Origin of the sequence: Paenarthrobacter sp. FR1 (assembly GCF_051106045.1) — a bacterium.
Lineage (GTDB): Bacteria > Actinomycetota > Actinomycetes > Actinomycetales > Micrococcaceae > Arthrobacter > Arthrobacter nitroguajacolicus_A.
In genome coordinates this window covers 147263-161552 of the sequence record NZ_JBPFSF010000004.1, presented here as the reverse complement: position 1 = coordinate 161552, position 14290 = coordinate 147263, and the positions used below count along the sequence as shown (strand labels likewise).

Here is a 14290-nt window from a genome sequence, read left to right as displayed (position 1 = left end):
GGCAAGATCCTGCCAATGTTTGAGGGACGCTCCTTCGGTGCTCGGGAAGGGCTGTAGACCTCGATTTGGGAATATCGCCATCTATGCTCTAAAGTTTTAGAGTCCAGTTCGGACGAGCGAGACACGGAAAGAACGCGTAAAGCGTCGCTTTTCCTTGCGAAATCCGAATTGAGTTCAGGCCCCCATCGTCTAGCGGCCTAGGACACCGCCCTTTCACGGCGGCGGCACGGGTTCGAATCCCGTTGGGGGTACGCAAGGAAGTGGTAAATCGGATGAAAAAAGTCTGGTAAGCTAGAAGCCTTGAAAAAAACGCGGTAAAGATACTGCAAACGCAAGGCCCTGTAGCGCAGTTGGTTAGCGCGCCGCCCTGTCACGGCGGAGGTCGCGGGTTCAAGTCCCGTCAGGGTCGCTCTGAGCGCCGAAGAAATTCGGTTCTCAAGGTGACATGTCACCTAGGCTCTGTAGCTCAGTTGGTAGAGCGTTCGACTGAAAATCGAAAGGTCACCGGATCGACGCCGGTCGGAGCCACCACTGGGAAGCATCAGTTCTTTGGAACTGGTGCTTTTCTTCTTTAACAGCCTTCTTCTTCAACAGAGGTCCTGTGATGCTTCCAGGGCTGTCTGGCTTTTGACGGCGTACCTCCACCACCCACTTGAATCTCGGATGGCCTTGACGCGCCATCCTCAGGCTCAGTCATTGCCCGTCGTCCGTCAAAGTGGGTGGCGGCGGCGCACAAGCCGTGTGCTGTTGCCGCGTTGGCTTCGCCTAACGAATTCCCTTTGGGAAGGGGCAGCCCCAGGAGTTGGGGTTTTGTTGGCAGGTGTCGGCGACGAGGGCTCTTTCGGTTTTCCAGACGTGGATGGTTTTGGTGGGTGTGGTCAGGTTCAGGGTTCCGTTGATGGGTAGTGGTGGGCCGTTGTTGACGGAGTAGGTGCCGGTGAAGTTGGTGGTGATGGTGGCGGGGTAGTTTCCGGTTTCGGTGTAGCTGTGGCTGGTGCGGGTTTCGGTGGTGAGCCATTCGGTTTCGGGGATGGCGTAGCCTGCGGCTGGTGTGGGGCCCAGGGTGGTGCCGTCTCCGTAGGTGTAGGTGTAGCTGGCCGGTGTGGCGGTGAGGTGGACGGCTTGGCCGAGGATGGTGATGTCGAAGGCCTGTTCGCCGGCGGTGGTGTAGAAGTTGGTGGGTCCGCCTTTGAGGGTGTGGGGGAAGGGCTGGACTTGGAGGGTTCCGGGGTTGACGGGGAGTTGGCGGAAGTCGTTAAGGATTCTGGCTGCGATGTTGGCCAGGACGTTTTCGGGTTGGGGGTCGTAGAGGCAGGTGGGTCCGGTGGTGGGGATCCAGTCGGTCCAGCCGGGGTTGGTGATGGCTTTGGGTGCTTCTTTCCAGATGACCGGTGTGCCTTGTTGTCCGCCGGGTGTGGTGGCGGGGCAGTCGAGGGCGTCGCAGCCGGGGTCTTTGGTGTCCGGCCCGTCGGCGCGGCAGTGGGTATCGGCCATGTACTGATTCGGATCCTCGGCAAGTAGACCGGCAGCTGAACTTCCGTCGACGCCCCGGGGCGAGGATTCACCAGTACTGGGGTCAAAAATCCAAAAAACTCCGGCATCGATCGTTCCCTCTTCTTCGCTGGCACTGCCCCACGTGGATGGGGTTCCGGGCGGCAATTGGGTAGAAGCAGGTACGAGCGGAAGCCCGAATGCAAGAAGAGCTGCGACAGTCAGTCGGGAGCTAGCGAAGGACAGCAATCTCTACCGCCTTCCAGGAACTTTCATAGCGGCCTACAAAGATGAAGGCTCCGTTGGTTGCTGCGCTCGGGGACCGACCTTCTGTAGCATCTGCGTTGTAGTAAGTGATGGCGCCCTGAACGAGTTGCAGCTTTGCCGAGTGAGAGGCGGCGCCTTCCTGCCAGTCCAGGTCCAGTACCGGGATGTTGATCCTTCCACCAACCATCCAACGACCGCCGACGTAGCTGTCACGCGTCCCTGCTAGGAGTTTGCTGCAGGCAACACATTCGGGGGAGTTCAAGGTACTCAGGGTGGAGACATCCCCGGTTTCGTTCGCATGATTCTTGACCGAGTAGTAATACCCAATAAACGCCTCCAGCCCGGCCTTTGAGTTCTCCTTCGCCAGCTCCGGCATCACAGGAACCGGCACATTCTGCGCCTTCCCCTTCGCATCTGCCGGCTTGTACGCAGCCGATGCAGCCGGGGTGGCCGCAGCAACAGGCGACGAAGCGCTGGGGGCGGGTGTCGCCGTCGTCGAGCTTGTTGCGGTGGGGGAGCCGCCGCTCTGGCAGCCGCTCAGGAGCATCGCGGCTGCCAGAAACAAGGCCGCCGGCCGGGCACGACCAAAAGAAGCAGACAAGAATGAACGGCGTGGCATGACAGACTCCCCGGCAGTGATGTGGCGATGTGTCGGCCAGTCTAGGTTGGGCCAACAACGGCAACCCAGTCACGAACTGAGGCATGTGGATAACTCACTCTGTTCACCGCAGTGCGATGGGCGTTATTCTTGCCTCGCCGGCTCGTCTTCGCACGCATCCTATTGGGGGAACCATGGTCAACATCTCGCTCACCAGCACGTCCAATCCGGCCCGCCTTCTATCAGTGGCCTTGGTGGCCGCTGCCCTGACGCTCAGTGCGTGCTCGGCCCCGGCGCCGGTCGCCCAGCCCACGCCTGCAGCGTCGTCGGAGGCGCCGGCAGCGGAAGTCGGTACAAGCTCCGAGCCAACCGCCCCCACAAGCGGCACGACCCCCACAAGCGGCACGACAGGAGGAACCGGCGGGGTCTACGGCGATTTCACGTCGATGTCGGAGGCCTGCCTGTCGGTGAGTGCCACGATGCTGAGTGTCACCATCCTGCCTTTGTCGGCGATGGTGGGCGGAAAGCCTGAGGACATAGAAAAGGCCAAGCAGGAACTGTCCCAAATGCAGGGCAAAGTACCGGAAGAGCTGAAGCCGGCCTTCGAGGAGCTCCGCAGTTTCACGGAGTCCGCAGGCACGGACTTCAGCAAATACGGTGACGGGAAGTTCGAAGAACTGATGAAGCCCATTCAGGACTGGACTGACAAGAACTGTAAGTAGCTCCGCGCAGGAACTGAGCAGCGCCGCGCGCATTCCCTTCTGGCAGGATGCTTCTCCCAAAGCGTCGGAGCTAGACGCTAGGGTGGTACTCAAGAGAAGGGGAGTGCTCCATGGAAGACCAGAACGTGCAGCTTGATCCCGTGCCTGGGGGCAGCGAGATCCTCGGTACCGGACGCACTATCATCTCCGAGGCGGCTGTGGCTAAAGTAGCCGGCATCGCTGCCCGCACCGTGCCCGGCGTGTACTCCTTGGGGTCAGGCCCGTCCCGAGCCCTCGGCGCGATCCGCGACGCCGTCGGCAGCTCGGACCACGCAGCAGGCGTCCGCGCAGAGGTCGGTGAGACCCAGGTGGCCGTCGACATCAACCTGGTCGCCTTGTATGGCCACCCCTTGCATGGCGTGGCCAACCAGGTCAGGTCCGCTGTCTTCCGGGCGGTCGAAGAACTCGTCGGTCTCCAGGTCATTGAAGTCAACATCGAGATCAACGACGTCTACGTGGCCCCGCCGACCAAACCCGCCGGTGCCAAGACTGTCCTAGTGGAAAGGGAGGCACTTCAGTGAGCATGACCGTGGTGGGCATCGCGATCGGCGCCTTTGTGGCGTTCATGTCTTTCGCGTTCGGGCTGTGGGGCTTCCTGGTCTCACTGCTTTTCATGGGCATCGGGGCACTGCTTGGCCGCGCGGCTGATGGCAAGCTGGATCTCCGCGGCGTCCTGGACGCTATTACGGGCCGGCGCTCTTCGTCATGAGCGTGGCTGAGGCTGTGGAATCCACCACCAGCCTGGCCGGCCACAACCGGATCAGTACCCAGGCATTAACATCTTTGGCCCGTGCCGCGGCCGCCGAAGCTCTCGGCGTGGAGGCCAGCGACATCCGCGCAGATTGGGCGGACGACGACGGCCTCCTGGCTTTGTCCATCGTGGCGCCTATCAGCATCCCGGCTCTGACCGACGTCCTCCGCGATCCGCAGCGGGTCCAAGGCTTCGGTGGCTCAATTTGGGACAGGGCCGTCGCCGCCAAGGCCACCATCCTTGAGACCGTCACGAGGCTCAGCGGCTCGCAGCTAAGCAGGGTGGACATCAGGATCAGCGGAGCGCACGTTACGGAGGGAGGCCGCGTTCAGTGACACAGGACCAGGAAACACAGCAAGTGAATGGCACAAGCCCGGACGCCGTCCCCGTAGCAGGTGAAGACCCGGATATGAGCCGCATTCTGCGCCGGGAAACGCATTCATCCCGCGCCGGGGCAGCCTCGATTGCGGCTGTGTTGGTGATCGTCCTCTGCGTCTACGCCTTGCTTGAAGCGGGGGTCCGCGCCATTGGGCAGCCGCCGTGGTTGATCAACCCGAGCACGGCTGCGGAGCGAATCATCGCTCTCCCGGATGGCATCTCGCCCTTGCTCCTCGGCGCGAGTGGCGCGGTCATAGCAATGGTGGGGCTCTTCTTCCTGCTTCACGCAGTGCTCCCCGGCAGGCGTGCCCGGCATCTGCTCCGGGACCCGCGCACCGCCGTCGTGGTTGATGACGAAGTCCTGGCGTCCGCGCTGGCACGTCGTGCACGGACGGCTGCGAACGTGACCCCGGAACAAGTCATGGTGGTTGTCTCGCGGCAGCTGGTAGTGGTCAATGTAAGGCCAACATCGGGGAGCCGCGTGAGCGAAGAGGCCGTGCTGACTGCGGTGCAAGCGGAACTTGAGGAAATGTCACCGGTGCCGATGCCAGCAGTTCGGGTCAACCTTGCGACGTCGGGGGTGATCGGGGCGTGAACGGAACACCGCGTGGAGTCAACCGGGTATTGCTCTTCATTATCGGCGTGAAGCTTTTGGCCGTGGGACTTCTACTCCTGCTGCTGGCCACCGTCCCTGCTGTGGCAACGTGGTGGCACGGTTGGTCCGCGGGAGTGTGGGCCGGCGCAGAAAATGCTTTCCGGCAGACGCGCTTCCCCGAACGCGAAGAGAGCTGGCTGTGGATTGTGGCCGGGCTGGTCCTGGTGGCGGTCATCATCGGGATGGTTGCCTGGCTGTCGCAGCAAGGCAAAGGCAGGGCCAACCTTCTGGTGGCCAGCGACGACGACAGCGACGTTGATGGCGAAGTGAGGATCGGTGGCGGCGTAGCTGAACAGGCACTGCGGGCCGCCCTCGCCGAGAGGACAGACCTCGCTGGCGCCTCCGTGACAACCCTCGAAGTGAAGGGCAGGCCAGGCCTGCGGATCCGCATCCAACCGCGGCAAGGAGTGGCGCCCCACCTCCTTGCGGCCGAAGTGTCGCAATTGGTGGAAGCCTTGGACCTTGTCATTGGTCAGAAGACCCCCGTGCTGGTGCATATGGTCTCCGGTGCACGGTCCAGGTTTACCCGGGCCGAAAGGGTCCGCTGACGTCGTATATGTCCGCTGACATTGCACAATCCGGGCGTCTGCCAATAGTTTGAAAGGCAAAGGGGGAATCCCTCCTTTGGCACGCATTGCTACAGATCCAATCGTCACAGAGGAGAGCAGCATGAGTGAAGAAACCACGGGCGCCGAGGCGGTTAATGGCGCGGCGGAGAACGCCAAGGATGCGGCCGGCGAAGCCCTGGGAAACGCTAAGGAATTTGCTGGCGAGGCTGTGGAGAACGTCAAGGAATTTGCTGGCGAAGCTGCCGAGAATGTCAAAGAGTTCGCCGGAGACGCTGCCGAGAACGTCAAGGAATTTTTCTCTGGTGACGTAGGAGAAAATGCCAAGGAATTGGCGGGTGACGTCGCGGAAAAGTCAAAGGAAATCGCTGGGGACGTTGCTGAAAACGTCAAGGGCCTGGGTTCCAAGATCGCCGGTCTGTTCAAGGGCGAAAAGTAGGATCCCTCCACCGACCCCAACGGGATGGCAGCTCGCCTTGATAGCGGAAGACCGCACTGGCACGGGCTGCCATCCCGCTGTCGGTTAACTAGTAGCCTGATGTCCACACACGATGGACACGAGGAGGCCTTAGTGGTTGGAACAACAGTGCTGGAAACGTCCGTGGCCGAGCTGATGGCGGAACTGGCTTCGCTGGAGGACCCCCGTGCCCGCGAAGTCAACGAGAAACACGGTGACGACCATGGCGTGAACCTGGGTAAACTTCGTGCCGTCGCGAAGAGGTTGAAGACACAGCAGGATCTTTCGCGTGAGCTGTGGGACACCGGGGATACCGCCGCCAGGTTGCTGTCCTTGCTGATTTGCCGTCCCAAGGCCTTCGAGCGGGATGAACTGGACAGCATGCTGCGGGAAGCCCGGGCTCCCAAGGTCCATGACTGGCTGGTGAACTACGTGGTGAAGAAGAGCCCGCACGCCGAGGTGCTGCGCGTTGCCTGGTTTGCCGATCCCGACCCTGTGGTTGCGAGTGCCGGGTGGGCTCTTACGTCGGAACGTGTGGTCAAGAAGCCGGAAGGACTGGATTTGGGCGCGCTTCTGGACATCATCGAGGCCCACATGAAGGACGCTCCGGACCGGCTTCAGTGGGCCATGAACCACTGCTTGGCGCAGATCGGAATTGAATACCCGGAGCTTCGGACCCGCGCATTGGATATCGGTGAGCGTTTGGAAGTCCTCAAGGACTACCCAACGCCGCCCAATTGCACATCACCGTTCGCGCCCAGCTGGATCAACGAGATGGTACGGCGCAAGTCGCTGTAGCGGGGCGGTTCAGCCTCTGTTGCGGTGCATCATGCGGTAGGTGAGCTCTGCGAGGAGCTCTTCGTCGGAAAGGTGTGAAGCCCGGGCCACGGGAGCTGCGGGAACGGAAACACGGGGTGGCCCCTGACGCGACTCATCGCTGGAGCGCATGTCATCCGGAGTGATCATGTCCGGGGCGAAGGTGGACTTTCCCTTGAGGACCTCCGAGACGGATCCAGCGCGCCAACCAAGAGCGTGCTCAAGCTTGCGCTGGTTGATTTCCTGCGTACGCCGCGTTCCTGATTCCAACGTGCGCACTGTCTTGATGGCCGTACCCGCCTGCTTGGCCAACTGCACCTGGCTCAGACCTTGGGCCAGGCGTTCTTCCTTGATCAGGCGGCCGATGGTCTGGAGTGCTTCTAGTTCATCCACGCTTCCCACTTTTCCATAGGCAACACTGGGTAAACAAATCGCAGGCATGCTCAGGTGGGATCGAAAGCTTCCCCGCGCACCGTCATCACAGGCTCAATGGGTATGCCGCATCGAAATAAGCAGGCTACTTGGTATCAGTGTGATTACGGTCGGTGTAAGCGCTTGCATTTACCTTGAGAACATGGCTAGTGTGAGCGTCACCACATCAATTGCGCCGCCGAATCACTTGTACTCAGCGAGGAGTCTTTAGCATGAAGAAAACCAAGTACCTGCTACCGGTCGCAGCCGCCGGTGTCCTGGCACTTACCCTTTCCGCCTGTAGCGGAGATGGAGGCGGTGGGGGATCCACCGCCGGCTCCAATGATTGCTCCGCCTACGAAAGCTATGGCAAGCACGACGGCAAGACCGTCTCCGTCTACTCGACGATCGTCGATATCGAAGCAACCAACCTCGAGGAATCCTGGAAGCAGTTCGAGGACTGCACGGGAATCACTGTTAAGTACGAAGGCAGCAAGGAATTCGAAACGCAGATCGGTGTCCGTGCTCAGTCCGGCACCGCCCCTGATGTGGCGATCTTCCCGCAGCCCGGTCTTCTTGCCACGCAGGCACGGGCAGGATACTTGAAGCCCGCTCCGAAGACCGTCTCCGACCTGGTGGACAAGAACTGGTCCCCGGACTGGAAGAAGTACGGCACGGTAGATGGCACGTACTACGCCGCTCCGATGCTTGCGAACGTCAAGGGCTTTGTTTGGTACGCGCCCAAGACCTTCAAGGACAAGGGCTGGGAAGTTCCCAAGACGTGGGACGAAATGATCGAGCTGTCCAAGAAGATCGCAGCGGATGACAAGAACATGAAGCCGTGGTGTGCCGGATTCGAATCCGGTGAGGCCACTGGCTGGCCCGGCACGGACTGGATTGAAGACGTTGTCCTTCGCGCCCACGGACCCGAAGTTTACGACCAGTGGGTAGCCCACCAGATTCCGTTCAACGACCCCAAGATCGTCGATTCCTTCAACAAGGCCGGCGACATCCTGCTCAACCAGGACATGGTGAACGGTGGCTTCGGTGACGTCCGCTCGATCCTGAGCACCGGCTTCGCCCAGGCTGGCCAGCCTGTTCTGGATGGCACTTGCGCGATGCACCACCAGGCCAACTTCCAGGCCGCCAACTGGCCCGCAGGAACAAACGTTGCCGAGGACGGCGACGTGTGGGCATTCATCACCCCGCCGATTGACGAAAGCAAGGGCAAGGCAGTCACCGGTGGCGGCGAGATGGTGGGCGCCTACAAGGACACCCCTGAGGTCCAGTCGTTCCTGGCTTACCTCGCCAGCGCCGACTTCGCCAACAACCGCGTCAAGCTGGGCGGCGTTGTGAGTGCCAACAAGGGACTTGACCCCAACAACGCACAGTCCGACCTCGACAAGCTGACCGTCCAGATCCTCCAGGATCCCGAGACTGTCTTCCGCTTCGATGGCTCGGACCTGATGCCGAGTGCTGTGGGTTCCAACTCGTTCTGGAAGGGCATCGTGCAGTGGATCAACGGCACGTCCTCCCAGGATGTAGCCAACAGCATCGAATCCAGCTGGCCTAAGAGCTAACTCCCAAAGTGCTGCCTCCCCTGACTGGTTTGCCCAGCCGGGGAGGCAGCGCTTTTCCCGGAACCTAGTGATTCACTCACGCCCCGGAGGTTGGGTATGGAATTTATCGGAGAAAAACTCCTTCAAGTAGTGATAGCCCTGGCGATCTTCTCAGCGGTTATCGGCCTCATCATGTTGCTGGTGGACAGGGCGCCCAAGTCGGTCAAGGACAAAGTGACCGTTGTTGGCTTCCTTGCTCCCGCCGCGATCCTCATGCTGGTGGGCTTGGTCTATCCGGCAGCCCGGACATCAATGCTGGCTTTCACCGATGCCAGCGGCAATGGCAACGGATTGGACAACTTTGTCTGGATGTTCACGCAGCCCGAAGCGTTGACCACGCTGCGGAATACGGTCATTTGGACCGTGCTGGTCCCCCTGCTGTCCACCAGCTTTGGACTCGCATACGCGGTGTTCATCGATAAGGCCAGGGGCGAAAAGGTTCTGAAGTCGCTGGTCTTCATGCCCATGGCCATTTCCTTCGTGGGCGCCGGCATCATTTGGAAACTCGTCTATGACTACCGGGGCCCCGGCATCGAGCAGACCGGTGTCCTTAACTTCTTCCGGGATGCCTTGGGAATGGATCCCAAGCAGTTCTTGCTGGATGCCCCGGAGAACACGATCTTCCTGATCATCGTGATGGTCTGGATCCAGACCGGCTTTGCCATGGTGATCCTGTCGGCGGCCATCAAGGGTGTTCCGGTGGAACTCATCGAAGCAGCCCGACTGGATGGCGCCAACGCCTGGCAGCAGTTCCGCAACGTCACGGTTCCGGGTATCCGTGGGGCCTTGGTGGTGGTGCTGACCACCATTACCATCGCCACGCTGAAGGTCTTCGACATCGTCCGAACCATGACCGCCGGTAACTACGACACGTCGGTCGTTGCCAATGAAATGTACACGCAGGCCTTCCGCGCCGGTGAGCCGGGACGCGGTGCCGCCCTGGCCTTGGTCCTGTTCCTGATGGTGCTGCCAATCGTTGTGTACAACGCTCGTGTCCTTCGCAAGCAAAGGGAGATCCATTGACAGCCACGCCAGCCCCGAAAGAGGCCTCGAAGGCCACCCGGCAGCGTCCTGGATCCGACCCCACGGAGGACGCCCAGCCGATCATGCGGCGGGTCAAGACCAAGCTCACGTCCAAGTGGGCTACAGCGGCAGCGATCATCATCGCCGTCGTATGGTCCGTGCCGACGTTCGGCCTCTTCGTTACCTCGTTCCGTCCGGCCGCCAAGCAGGTGGGCCCCCGCTCCAACGGTTGGTGGAATGCCTTCGTTGACTGGGACTTCACATTCAAGAACTACGTGGATGTCCTCACACCGGCAGGCTCACAGTCCGCCAACCTCTCGCAGTATTTCGTGAACTCCATAGCGATCGTCATCCCGGTCACCATCTTCGTGCTGGTTCTGGCATCCATGGCCGCTTACGTCTTCGCGTGGGGTAAGTTCAAGGGCCGCGACGCACTCTTCATCTTCGTCTTCGCCCTGCAGATCATCCCGCTCCAGATGGCGCTGATTCCGCTCCTGCAGTTCTTCACGCAGACCCTGCAGCTTCCTGCAGGCTCATACGCGCAACTGTGGATCGCCCACACCATGTTCGGCCTCCCGCTGGGCATCTTCCTGCTCCACAACTTCATTTCAGAGATTCCCGGTGAAGTCATCGAGGCAGCAAGGGTGGACGGTGCCGGACACAGCACCATCTTCTGGCGGATTATCCTCCCGCTGTCCGTTCCGGCTTTGGCCTCGTTGGCCATCTTCCAGTTCCTCTGGGTATGGAATGACCTGCTGGTGGCGCTGGTGTTCTCCGGAGGTACGGCGGACGTGGCTCCGATTACGCAGCGTTTGGCAGAGATTTCCGGTACCCGTGGCGCCAGGGATTACCTGAACCCGGCCGCAGCATTCGTCTCGATCATTATTCCGCTGCTGGTGTTCTTTGGCCTTCAGCGGTACTTCGTGCGAGGCCTGCTGTCCGGCGGTCTCAAGGGCTAGGAAGCGCGCCCTCGGTTGCGCAGCGCATTACGCCGCTGCGTAACCGAGGGCCGCACTCAGCAAGCCCCGAAATAAGGTGTAGGCGGAGCAACGGCGGCCGGAGAGGGGAGCCTGTGTCACGAACAACGGGTAGGTCCCAACGCGGCGGCCACACGGGTGTCAGTATTGAGGACGTTGCCGCAGCAGCGGGCGTCTCGACGGCGACCGTTTCCCGGGCAGTCAGGGGATTGCCCCGGGTGTCTCCCGCAACCCGGGAGAAGATCCTCGAAGTAGCGAGTTCCTTGGGGTATGTGGCGTCGTCGTCCGCCTCCGGTTTGGCGACGGGCCGCACCCGTACCATCGGGGTCCTGGCCCCGTTCGTCAGCCGGTGGTTCTTCTCCAAGGCCATCGAAGGCGCGGACCGGGAGTTGCATTCGCGTAAATACAATCTTTCCCTGTTCAACCTCGGCGGCCACGGCAGCAACCGCGAGCGGCTGTTCAGCTCCACCATGGTCTACAAGCAGATCGACGCCTTGTTGGTGCTGTGTATGTCCTTGACCGAGGAAGAACTGGAGCACTTGCACAAGATCGACATACCGCTGGTTGTTGTGGGTGGCCACGTTGAGGATTGCCCCTACATCGGCATCAACGACTACGACGCCGCGTCCACGGCGGTAAAGCACCTGCTGGATCTGGGACACACGGACATTGCCTTACTCCACGGCGACGACGAGACGGACCTGAATTTCGACGTTCCCCGTGTGCGGATACGCGCCTTCCAGGAAGTCATGACCGACGCCGGCCTGGAGGTCCGTCCCGAGTGGGACCAATGGGGTGACTTCACCGTAGCCAGCGGGCAGCAAGCGTTCAACCGGTTGTGGAGCCAACCCGGCCGCAAACCAACGGCCATCTTCTGTTCGTCGGACGAGATGGCCATGGGCGTCATCTTTGAGGCCGGCCGCCACGGAGTCAGAGTGCCGGAGGATCTTTCGGTGATCGGCATTGACGACCACGATTTCTCGTCGTCACTGGGCCTGACCACTGTGGGTCAACGCCCTGACAACCAGGCCGAACTCGCCACCAGGATGTTGCTGGATGAACTGGACGGCAACGCGGGGGCAGTGCATTCCGAGGTGGCCCCCCACCAGTTGATCGTGCGTGAGACAACAGCCCCGCCCAACGGCGCCAGCAGCAATTAGAACTGGCTAGGAAGCGCGAGCCAGCTGCCGGATGGGAATCCACCGCGAAGCGAGTCGCCTGTAGGCAGCGGCCGCCCCCGTCATGTCGCCCTCGGCCAAGCACTCAATACCCAAGCGAACGTCCATGGGGGATTCGTCGGGGTACACCTTGTCCGCCACGGCACCGTAATCCAGCTCCACCATGGATGCGGCATGGAAGAGTTCCAACCATTCCGTGAGCTGCGTCAGGTCGTCCAGCATGTCCAGGTCCGGCGCAGCCAGCGCCAGGTGGGCCACGGCAAATCGTGCCCGTTCCAAGGCTTCAGTGAGCGGCGTCCACACGCGGACGGTAAGAATACGCCCCTCGGCTTCCACCACATCCTTGCGGTCCGACTCGGCGAAGAGCGAGAACCAGCTGAACGGGATGCCCCACGTGGACGCCCGGGTGTGGACGCGCTTGGCGTCCTCGCGGGCGTTGATGCGGTCAATCCGGGCCTGGTGCTTATCCCGTTGCGATACAGGGATCAGGAGATCGGCCAGCGGACTGTGGACGCCATCCATGAGCGCGTTGGCCGCCAAGCCGGCCCGAATCACCAGCTGGCTGGGGCAGTAAAGGAGGTGTCCGGCGTCGTCTCCGTCTTTGTCCTTGGCGGCGTGGCGGCCACCGGGAACGCGGGTCATCCGCACCAGGTCCGTACGACCGGTGGGGAAGGGATCGCCACCCGAGCGCGTGATGCGCCCCAGCGACGCTTGAAGCTCCGCATTCTCGACGGCGGCCCGGGAACCTGCCTTGCCGCCCTCCGCCACGAGCTGCCGCTGCTGCTCGGGCGGGAAGGCCTCAAGCGGCTCATAAATGCGCAGCGACGAGGAGAACGGCAATCCTGCCTGGCCCCTGTACAGGTTTCCAGTCATGTCCGGCCGGCCCTTTCGTCGATGAGCGTGTGGTTAGTTTGCCAGCTCCACGATCACAGGGGCGTGGTCCGAAGCACCCTTGCCCTTGCGTTCCTCGCGGTCGATGGAAGCTCCCGTGACCCGGGAGGCCAGTGCGGGGGAGGCCAGGCAGAAGTCGATCCGCATGCCTTCCTTCTTGGGGAAGCGCAACTGCGTGTAGTCCCAGTAGGTGTAGACGCCGGGGCCGGGGGTGTAGGGACGGACGACGTCGGTGAATCCGGCGGCTTCGAACGCGTGGAACGCAGCGCGCTCGGGTTCGCTGACGTGGGTGTAGTTGTTGGTGCGGAAGAGCTCGATGTCCCAGACGTCGTCGTCGAACGGGGCGATGTTCCAGTCACCCATGAGCGCGATCTGGGCTGTCGGATCCGACGCGACCCACTCTGCTGCATGACCCTGCAGGACGTCGAGCCATTTGATCTTGTACGGCATGTGTTCGTCGTCAAGCGAGCGGCCGTTGGGAACGTAGAGGCTCCAGATACGGATGCCGCCGCAGGTAGCCGCGATGGCGCGGGCTTCCTGGGCGGGGTCCTTGCCTGCCTTGCCGAATGCCGGCTGGTCCATGAAGGTGCGCTGGACGTCCTCCAGTCCAACCCGGGAAGCGATGGCAACACCGTTCCACTGGTTCACACCGAAGTGCGCAACCTCATAACCCATGCGCTCAAAGAGCTCCCACGGGAAGTTCTCGTCCTTGCACTTGGTCTCCTGGATGGCCAGGACATCACAGTCGCTGCGCTCAAGCCAGGCTTCAACGCGGTCGGCACGGGCGCGGAGGGAGTTCACATTCCAGGTAGCTATCTTCACAGCCACTAACTTACCGAACTTGGCGCTGAGCGCATCCCCCTACCGGGTTTTACCGTGCAGGATCAGTGCCCGTACAGTGACGGTGCACTGGCCAATTTGCGGAGCCCAACGCCGGAGGCGATCAACAGCAGTCCCGTCACGATCGCGAAAGCCGCCAACATCGCCACCAGGCCCAGGATTCCGATTCCGGGGTTGACCAACACCACGATGCCGAACACGGTGGTGATGAGGCCCATCAGGAACCAAATACCCCAGCTCCGGATGAAGCTCCGCGCCGCGAAGGCCAGGACGAGCTGCGAAAGCCCAAGCACCAAGGCCCACAGCCCGATGAGGACGCCAACGGCAGCCGCTGTGAACCCAGGCCAGGCAATCGCCACGATGCCAGCCGCAATGGAGATCAAGCCACCCACCACGGTCCAGCGTGAACGGACTGCGGGGTCGTAGAAGTAGTGGGCCACGCTGGTGATGCCGTCAATGATCGCGAAGAACCCGAACATGACCACCACCACTAACGCTGTGGCGCTGGGCAGCAGAAGGATTAACAGGCCAAAAACAATGGCCAGGACACCCCGAACCAACAAAGCTGTTCCCGGGGTTTTGAACATCTTGCGATCCGTTACGTCCGACAT

18 protein-coding genes and 3 tRNA genes are annotated in these 14290 nt (G+C 61.5%); 15 read left to right on the top strand and 6 right to left on the bottom strand.

Features of this window, described 5'->3' with window-relative positions:
- Positions 1–178 precede the first annotated feature (178 nt).
- The 3 genes from ACR30Z_RS09655 (at position 179) to ACR30Z_RS09645 (ending at position 531) form a co-directional block, all read left to right on the top strand.
- A tRNA-Glu gene (locus ACR30Z_RS09655) sits at positions 179–251 on the top strand.
- A gap of 84 nt (positions 252–335) precedes the next feature.
- Positions 336–409: transfer RNA gene (locus ACR30Z_RS09650), tRNA-Asp, on the top strand.
- A gap of 46 nt (positions 410–455) precedes the next feature.
- Positions 456–531 (top strand) — tRNA-Phe (locus ACR30Z_RS09645).
- 234 nt (positions 532–765) lie between these two features.
- Here ACR30Z_RS09645 and ACR30Z_RS09640 read toward each other — a convergent pair.
- Together ACR30Z_RS09640 and ACR30Z_RS09635 are read right to left on the bottom strand one after the other, a co-directional pair.
- Positions 766–1494, bottom strand: coding sequence for a hypothetical protein (locus ACR30Z_RS09640; RefSeq protein WP_434372309.1), 729 nt, complete (start codon positions 1492–1494; stop codon positions 766–768).
- Positions 1495–1723: 229 nt separating this feature from the next.
- Positions 1724–2377 (bottom strand): DUF6318 family protein, encoded by a 654-nt coding sequence (locus ACR30Z_RS09635; RefSeq protein ID WP_434372307.1) that lies wholly within the window; start codon positions 2375–2377, stop codon positions 1724–1726.
- Positions 2378–2550: 173 nt separating this feature from the next.
- Here ACR30Z_RS09635 and ACR30Z_RS09630 point away from each other — a divergent pair, with 173 nt between their 5' ends.
- The 8 genes from ACR30Z_RS09630 (at position 2551) to ACR30Z_RS09595 (ending at position 6722) form a co-directional block, all read left to right on the top strand.
- Positions 2551–3078: a hypothetical protein gene (locus tag ACR30Z_RS09630; RefSeq protein WP_144651952.1), complete on the top strand. Its 528-nt coding sequence runs from the start codon at positions 2551–2553 to the stop codon at positions 3076–3078.
- Positions 3079–3188: 110 nt separating this feature from the next.
- Complete coding sequence (locus ACR30Z_RS09625; protein WP_434372305.1) at positions 3189–3638, top strand: Asp23/Gls24 family envelope stress response protein; 450 nt, start codon at positions 3189–3191, stop codon at positions 3636–3638.
- On the top strand, positions 3635–3826 hold the full coding sequence (locus tag ACR30Z_RS09620; protein WP_144651950.1) for a DUF2273 domain-containing protein: 192 nt from the start codon (positions 3635–3637) through the stop codon (positions 3824–3826). Before ACR30Z_RS09625 ends, ACR30Z_RS09620 begins: the two co-directional genes overlap by 4 nt.
- A complete protein-coding gene (locus ACR30Z_RS09615) occupies positions 3823–4203 on the top strand; it encodes a hypothetical protein (protein WP_144651949.1) in 381 nt (126 codons plus the stop codon). The genes ACR30Z_RS09620 and ACR30Z_RS09615 overlap by 4 nt, the downstream gene beginning before the upstream one ends.
- Positions 4200–4841, top strand: coding sequence for a DUF6286 domain-containing protein (locus tag ACR30Z_RS09610; protein WP_144651948.1), 642 nt, complete (start codon positions 4200–4202; stop codon positions 4839–4841). The genes ACR30Z_RS09615 and ACR30Z_RS09610 overlap by 4 nt, the downstream gene beginning before the upstream one ends.
- Positions 4838–5449, top strand: coding sequence for a hypothetical protein (locus ACR30Z_RS09605; protein ID WP_434372303.1), 612 nt, complete (start codon positions 4838–4840; stop codon positions 5447–5449). The genes ACR30Z_RS09610 and ACR30Z_RS09605 overlap by 4 nt, the downstream gene beginning before the upstream one ends.
- 121 nt (positions 5450–5570) lie before the next feature.
- Complete coding sequence (locus ACR30Z_RS09600; protein ID WP_434372302.1) at positions 5571–5906, top strand: hypothetical protein; 336 nt, start codon at positions 5571–5573, stop codon at positions 5904–5906.
- A gap of 174 nt (positions 5907–6080) precedes the next feature.
- Entirely contained in the window at positions 6081–6722 is a 642-nt protein-coding gene (locus ACR30Z_RS09595; protein ID WP_244296803.1) for a DNA alkylation repair protein, read from the top strand.
- Positions 6723–6731: 9 nt separating this feature from the next.
- Here the strand turns inward: ACR30Z_RS09595 and ACR30Z_RS09590 are convergent, their stop codons facing one another.
- The gene (locus ACR30Z_RS09590; RefSeq protein WP_144651944.1) at positions 6732–7133 is read right to left on the bottom strand and encodes a helix-turn-helix domain-containing protein; all 402 of its coding nucleotides are present in this window, start codon (positions 7131–7133) and stop codon (positions 6732–6734) included.
- Positions 7134–7384: 251 nt separating this feature from the next.
- On the opposite strand from ACR30Z_RS09590, the gene ACR30Z_RS09585 reads away from it, so the two are divergent.
- The 4 genes from ACR30Z_RS09585 (at position 7385) to ACR30Z_RS09570 (ending at position 11930) form a co-directional block, all read left to right on the top strand.
- Positions 7385–8731, top strand: a complete 1347-nt coding sequence (locus ACR30Z_RS09585) for an ABC transporter substrate-binding protein (RefSeq protein ID WP_144651943.1) — start codon at positions 7385–7387, stop codon at positions 8729–8731.
- Between the two features lie 96 nt (positions 8732–8827).
- Positions 8828–9793 (top strand): carbohydrate ABC transporter permease, encoded by a 966-nt coding sequence (locus ACR30Z_RS09580; RefSeq protein ID WP_144651942.1) that lies wholly within the window; start codon positions 8828–8830, stop codon positions 9791–9793.
- Positions 9790–10752, top strand: a complete 963-nt coding sequence (locus ACR30Z_RS09575; RefSeq protein WP_144651941.1) for a carbohydrate ABC transporter permease — start codon at positions 9790–9792, stop codon at positions 10750–10752. The genes ACR30Z_RS09580 and ACR30Z_RS09575 overlap by 4 nt, the downstream gene beginning before the upstream one ends.
- A gap of 113 nt (positions 10753–10865) precedes the next feature.
- On the top strand, positions 10866–11930 hold the full coding sequence (locus ACR30Z_RS09570; protein ID WP_434372300.1) for a LacI family DNA-binding transcriptional regulator: 1065 nt from the start codon (positions 10866–10868) through the stop codon (positions 11928–11930).
- A gap of 6 nt (positions 11931–11936) precedes the next feature.
- On the opposite strand, the gene ACR30Z_RS09565 is transcribed toward ACR30Z_RS09570, so the two are convergent.
- The 3 genes from ACR30Z_RS09565 to ACR30Z_RS09555 all read right to left on the bottom strand — a co-directional run bounded on the left by ACR30Z_RS09565 (position 11937) and on the right by ACR30Z_RS09555 (position 14290).
- Positions 11937–12821 carry a hypothetical protein gene (locus ACR30Z_RS09565; protein WP_434372298.1) on the bottom strand — a complete coding sequence of 295 codons (885 nt, stop codon included), beginning with the start codon at positions 12819–12821 and terminating at the stop codon, positions 11937–11939.
- Between the two features lie 33 nt (positions 12822–12854).
- A complete protein-coding gene (locus ACR30Z_RS09560) occupies positions 12855–13661 on the bottom strand; it encodes an exodeoxyribonuclease III (protein ID WP_144651938.1) in 807 nt (268 codons plus the stop codon).
- A 62-nt stretch (positions 13662–13723) separates the two neighbouring features.
- A complete protein-coding gene (locus ACR30Z_RS09555; RefSeq protein WP_144651937.1) occupies positions 13724–14290 on the bottom strand; it encodes an HdeD family acid-resistance protein in 567 nt (188 codons plus the stop codon).

Coding starts and splice junctions, on each gene's coding strand:
- ACR30Z_RS09640 (WP_434372309.1), bottom strand. CDS start 1,494: ATGGCCGATACCCACTGCCGCGCCGACGGGCCGGACACCAAAGACCCC.
- ACR30Z_RS09635 (WP_434372307.1), bottom strand. CDS start 2,377: ATGCCACGCCGTTCATTCTTGTCTGCTTCTTTTGGTCGTGCCCGGCCG.
- ACR30Z_RS09630 (WP_144651952.1), top strand. CDS start 2,551: ATGGTCAACATCTCGCTCACCAGCACGTCCAATCCGGCCCGCCTTCTA.
- ACR30Z_RS09625 (WP_434372305.1), top strand. CDS start 3,189: ATGGAAGACCAGAACGTGCAGCTTGATCCCGTGCCTGGGGGCAGCGAG.
- ACR30Z_RS09615 (WP_144651949.1), top strand. CDS start 3,823: ATGAGCGTGGCTGAGGCTGTGGAATCCACCACCAGCCTGGCCGGCCAC.
- ACR30Z_RS09600 (WP_434372302.1), top strand. CDS start 5,571: ATGAGTGAAGAAACCACGGGCGCCGAGGCGGTTAATGGCGCGGCGGAG.
- ACR30Z_RS09595 (WP_244296803.1), top strand. CDS start 6,081: ATGGCGGAACTGGCTTCGCTGGAGGACCCCCGTGCCCGCGAAGTCAAC.
- ACR30Z_RS09585 (WP_144651943.1), top strand. CDS start 7,385: ATGAAGAAAACCAAGTACCTGCTACCGGTCGCAGCCGCCGGTGTCCTG.
- ACR30Z_RS09580 (WP_144651942.1), top strand. CDS start 8,828: ATGGAATTTATCGGAGAAAAACTCCTTCAAGTAGTGATAGCCCTGGCG.
- ACR30Z_RS09565 (WP_434372298.1), bottom strand. CDS start 12,821: ATGACTGGAAACCTGTACAGGGGCCAGGCAGGATTGCCGTTCTCCTCG.
- ACR30Z_RS09555 (WP_144651937.1), bottom strand. CDS start 14,290: ATGTCGGACGTAACGGATCGCAAGATGTTCAAAACCCCGGGAACAGCT.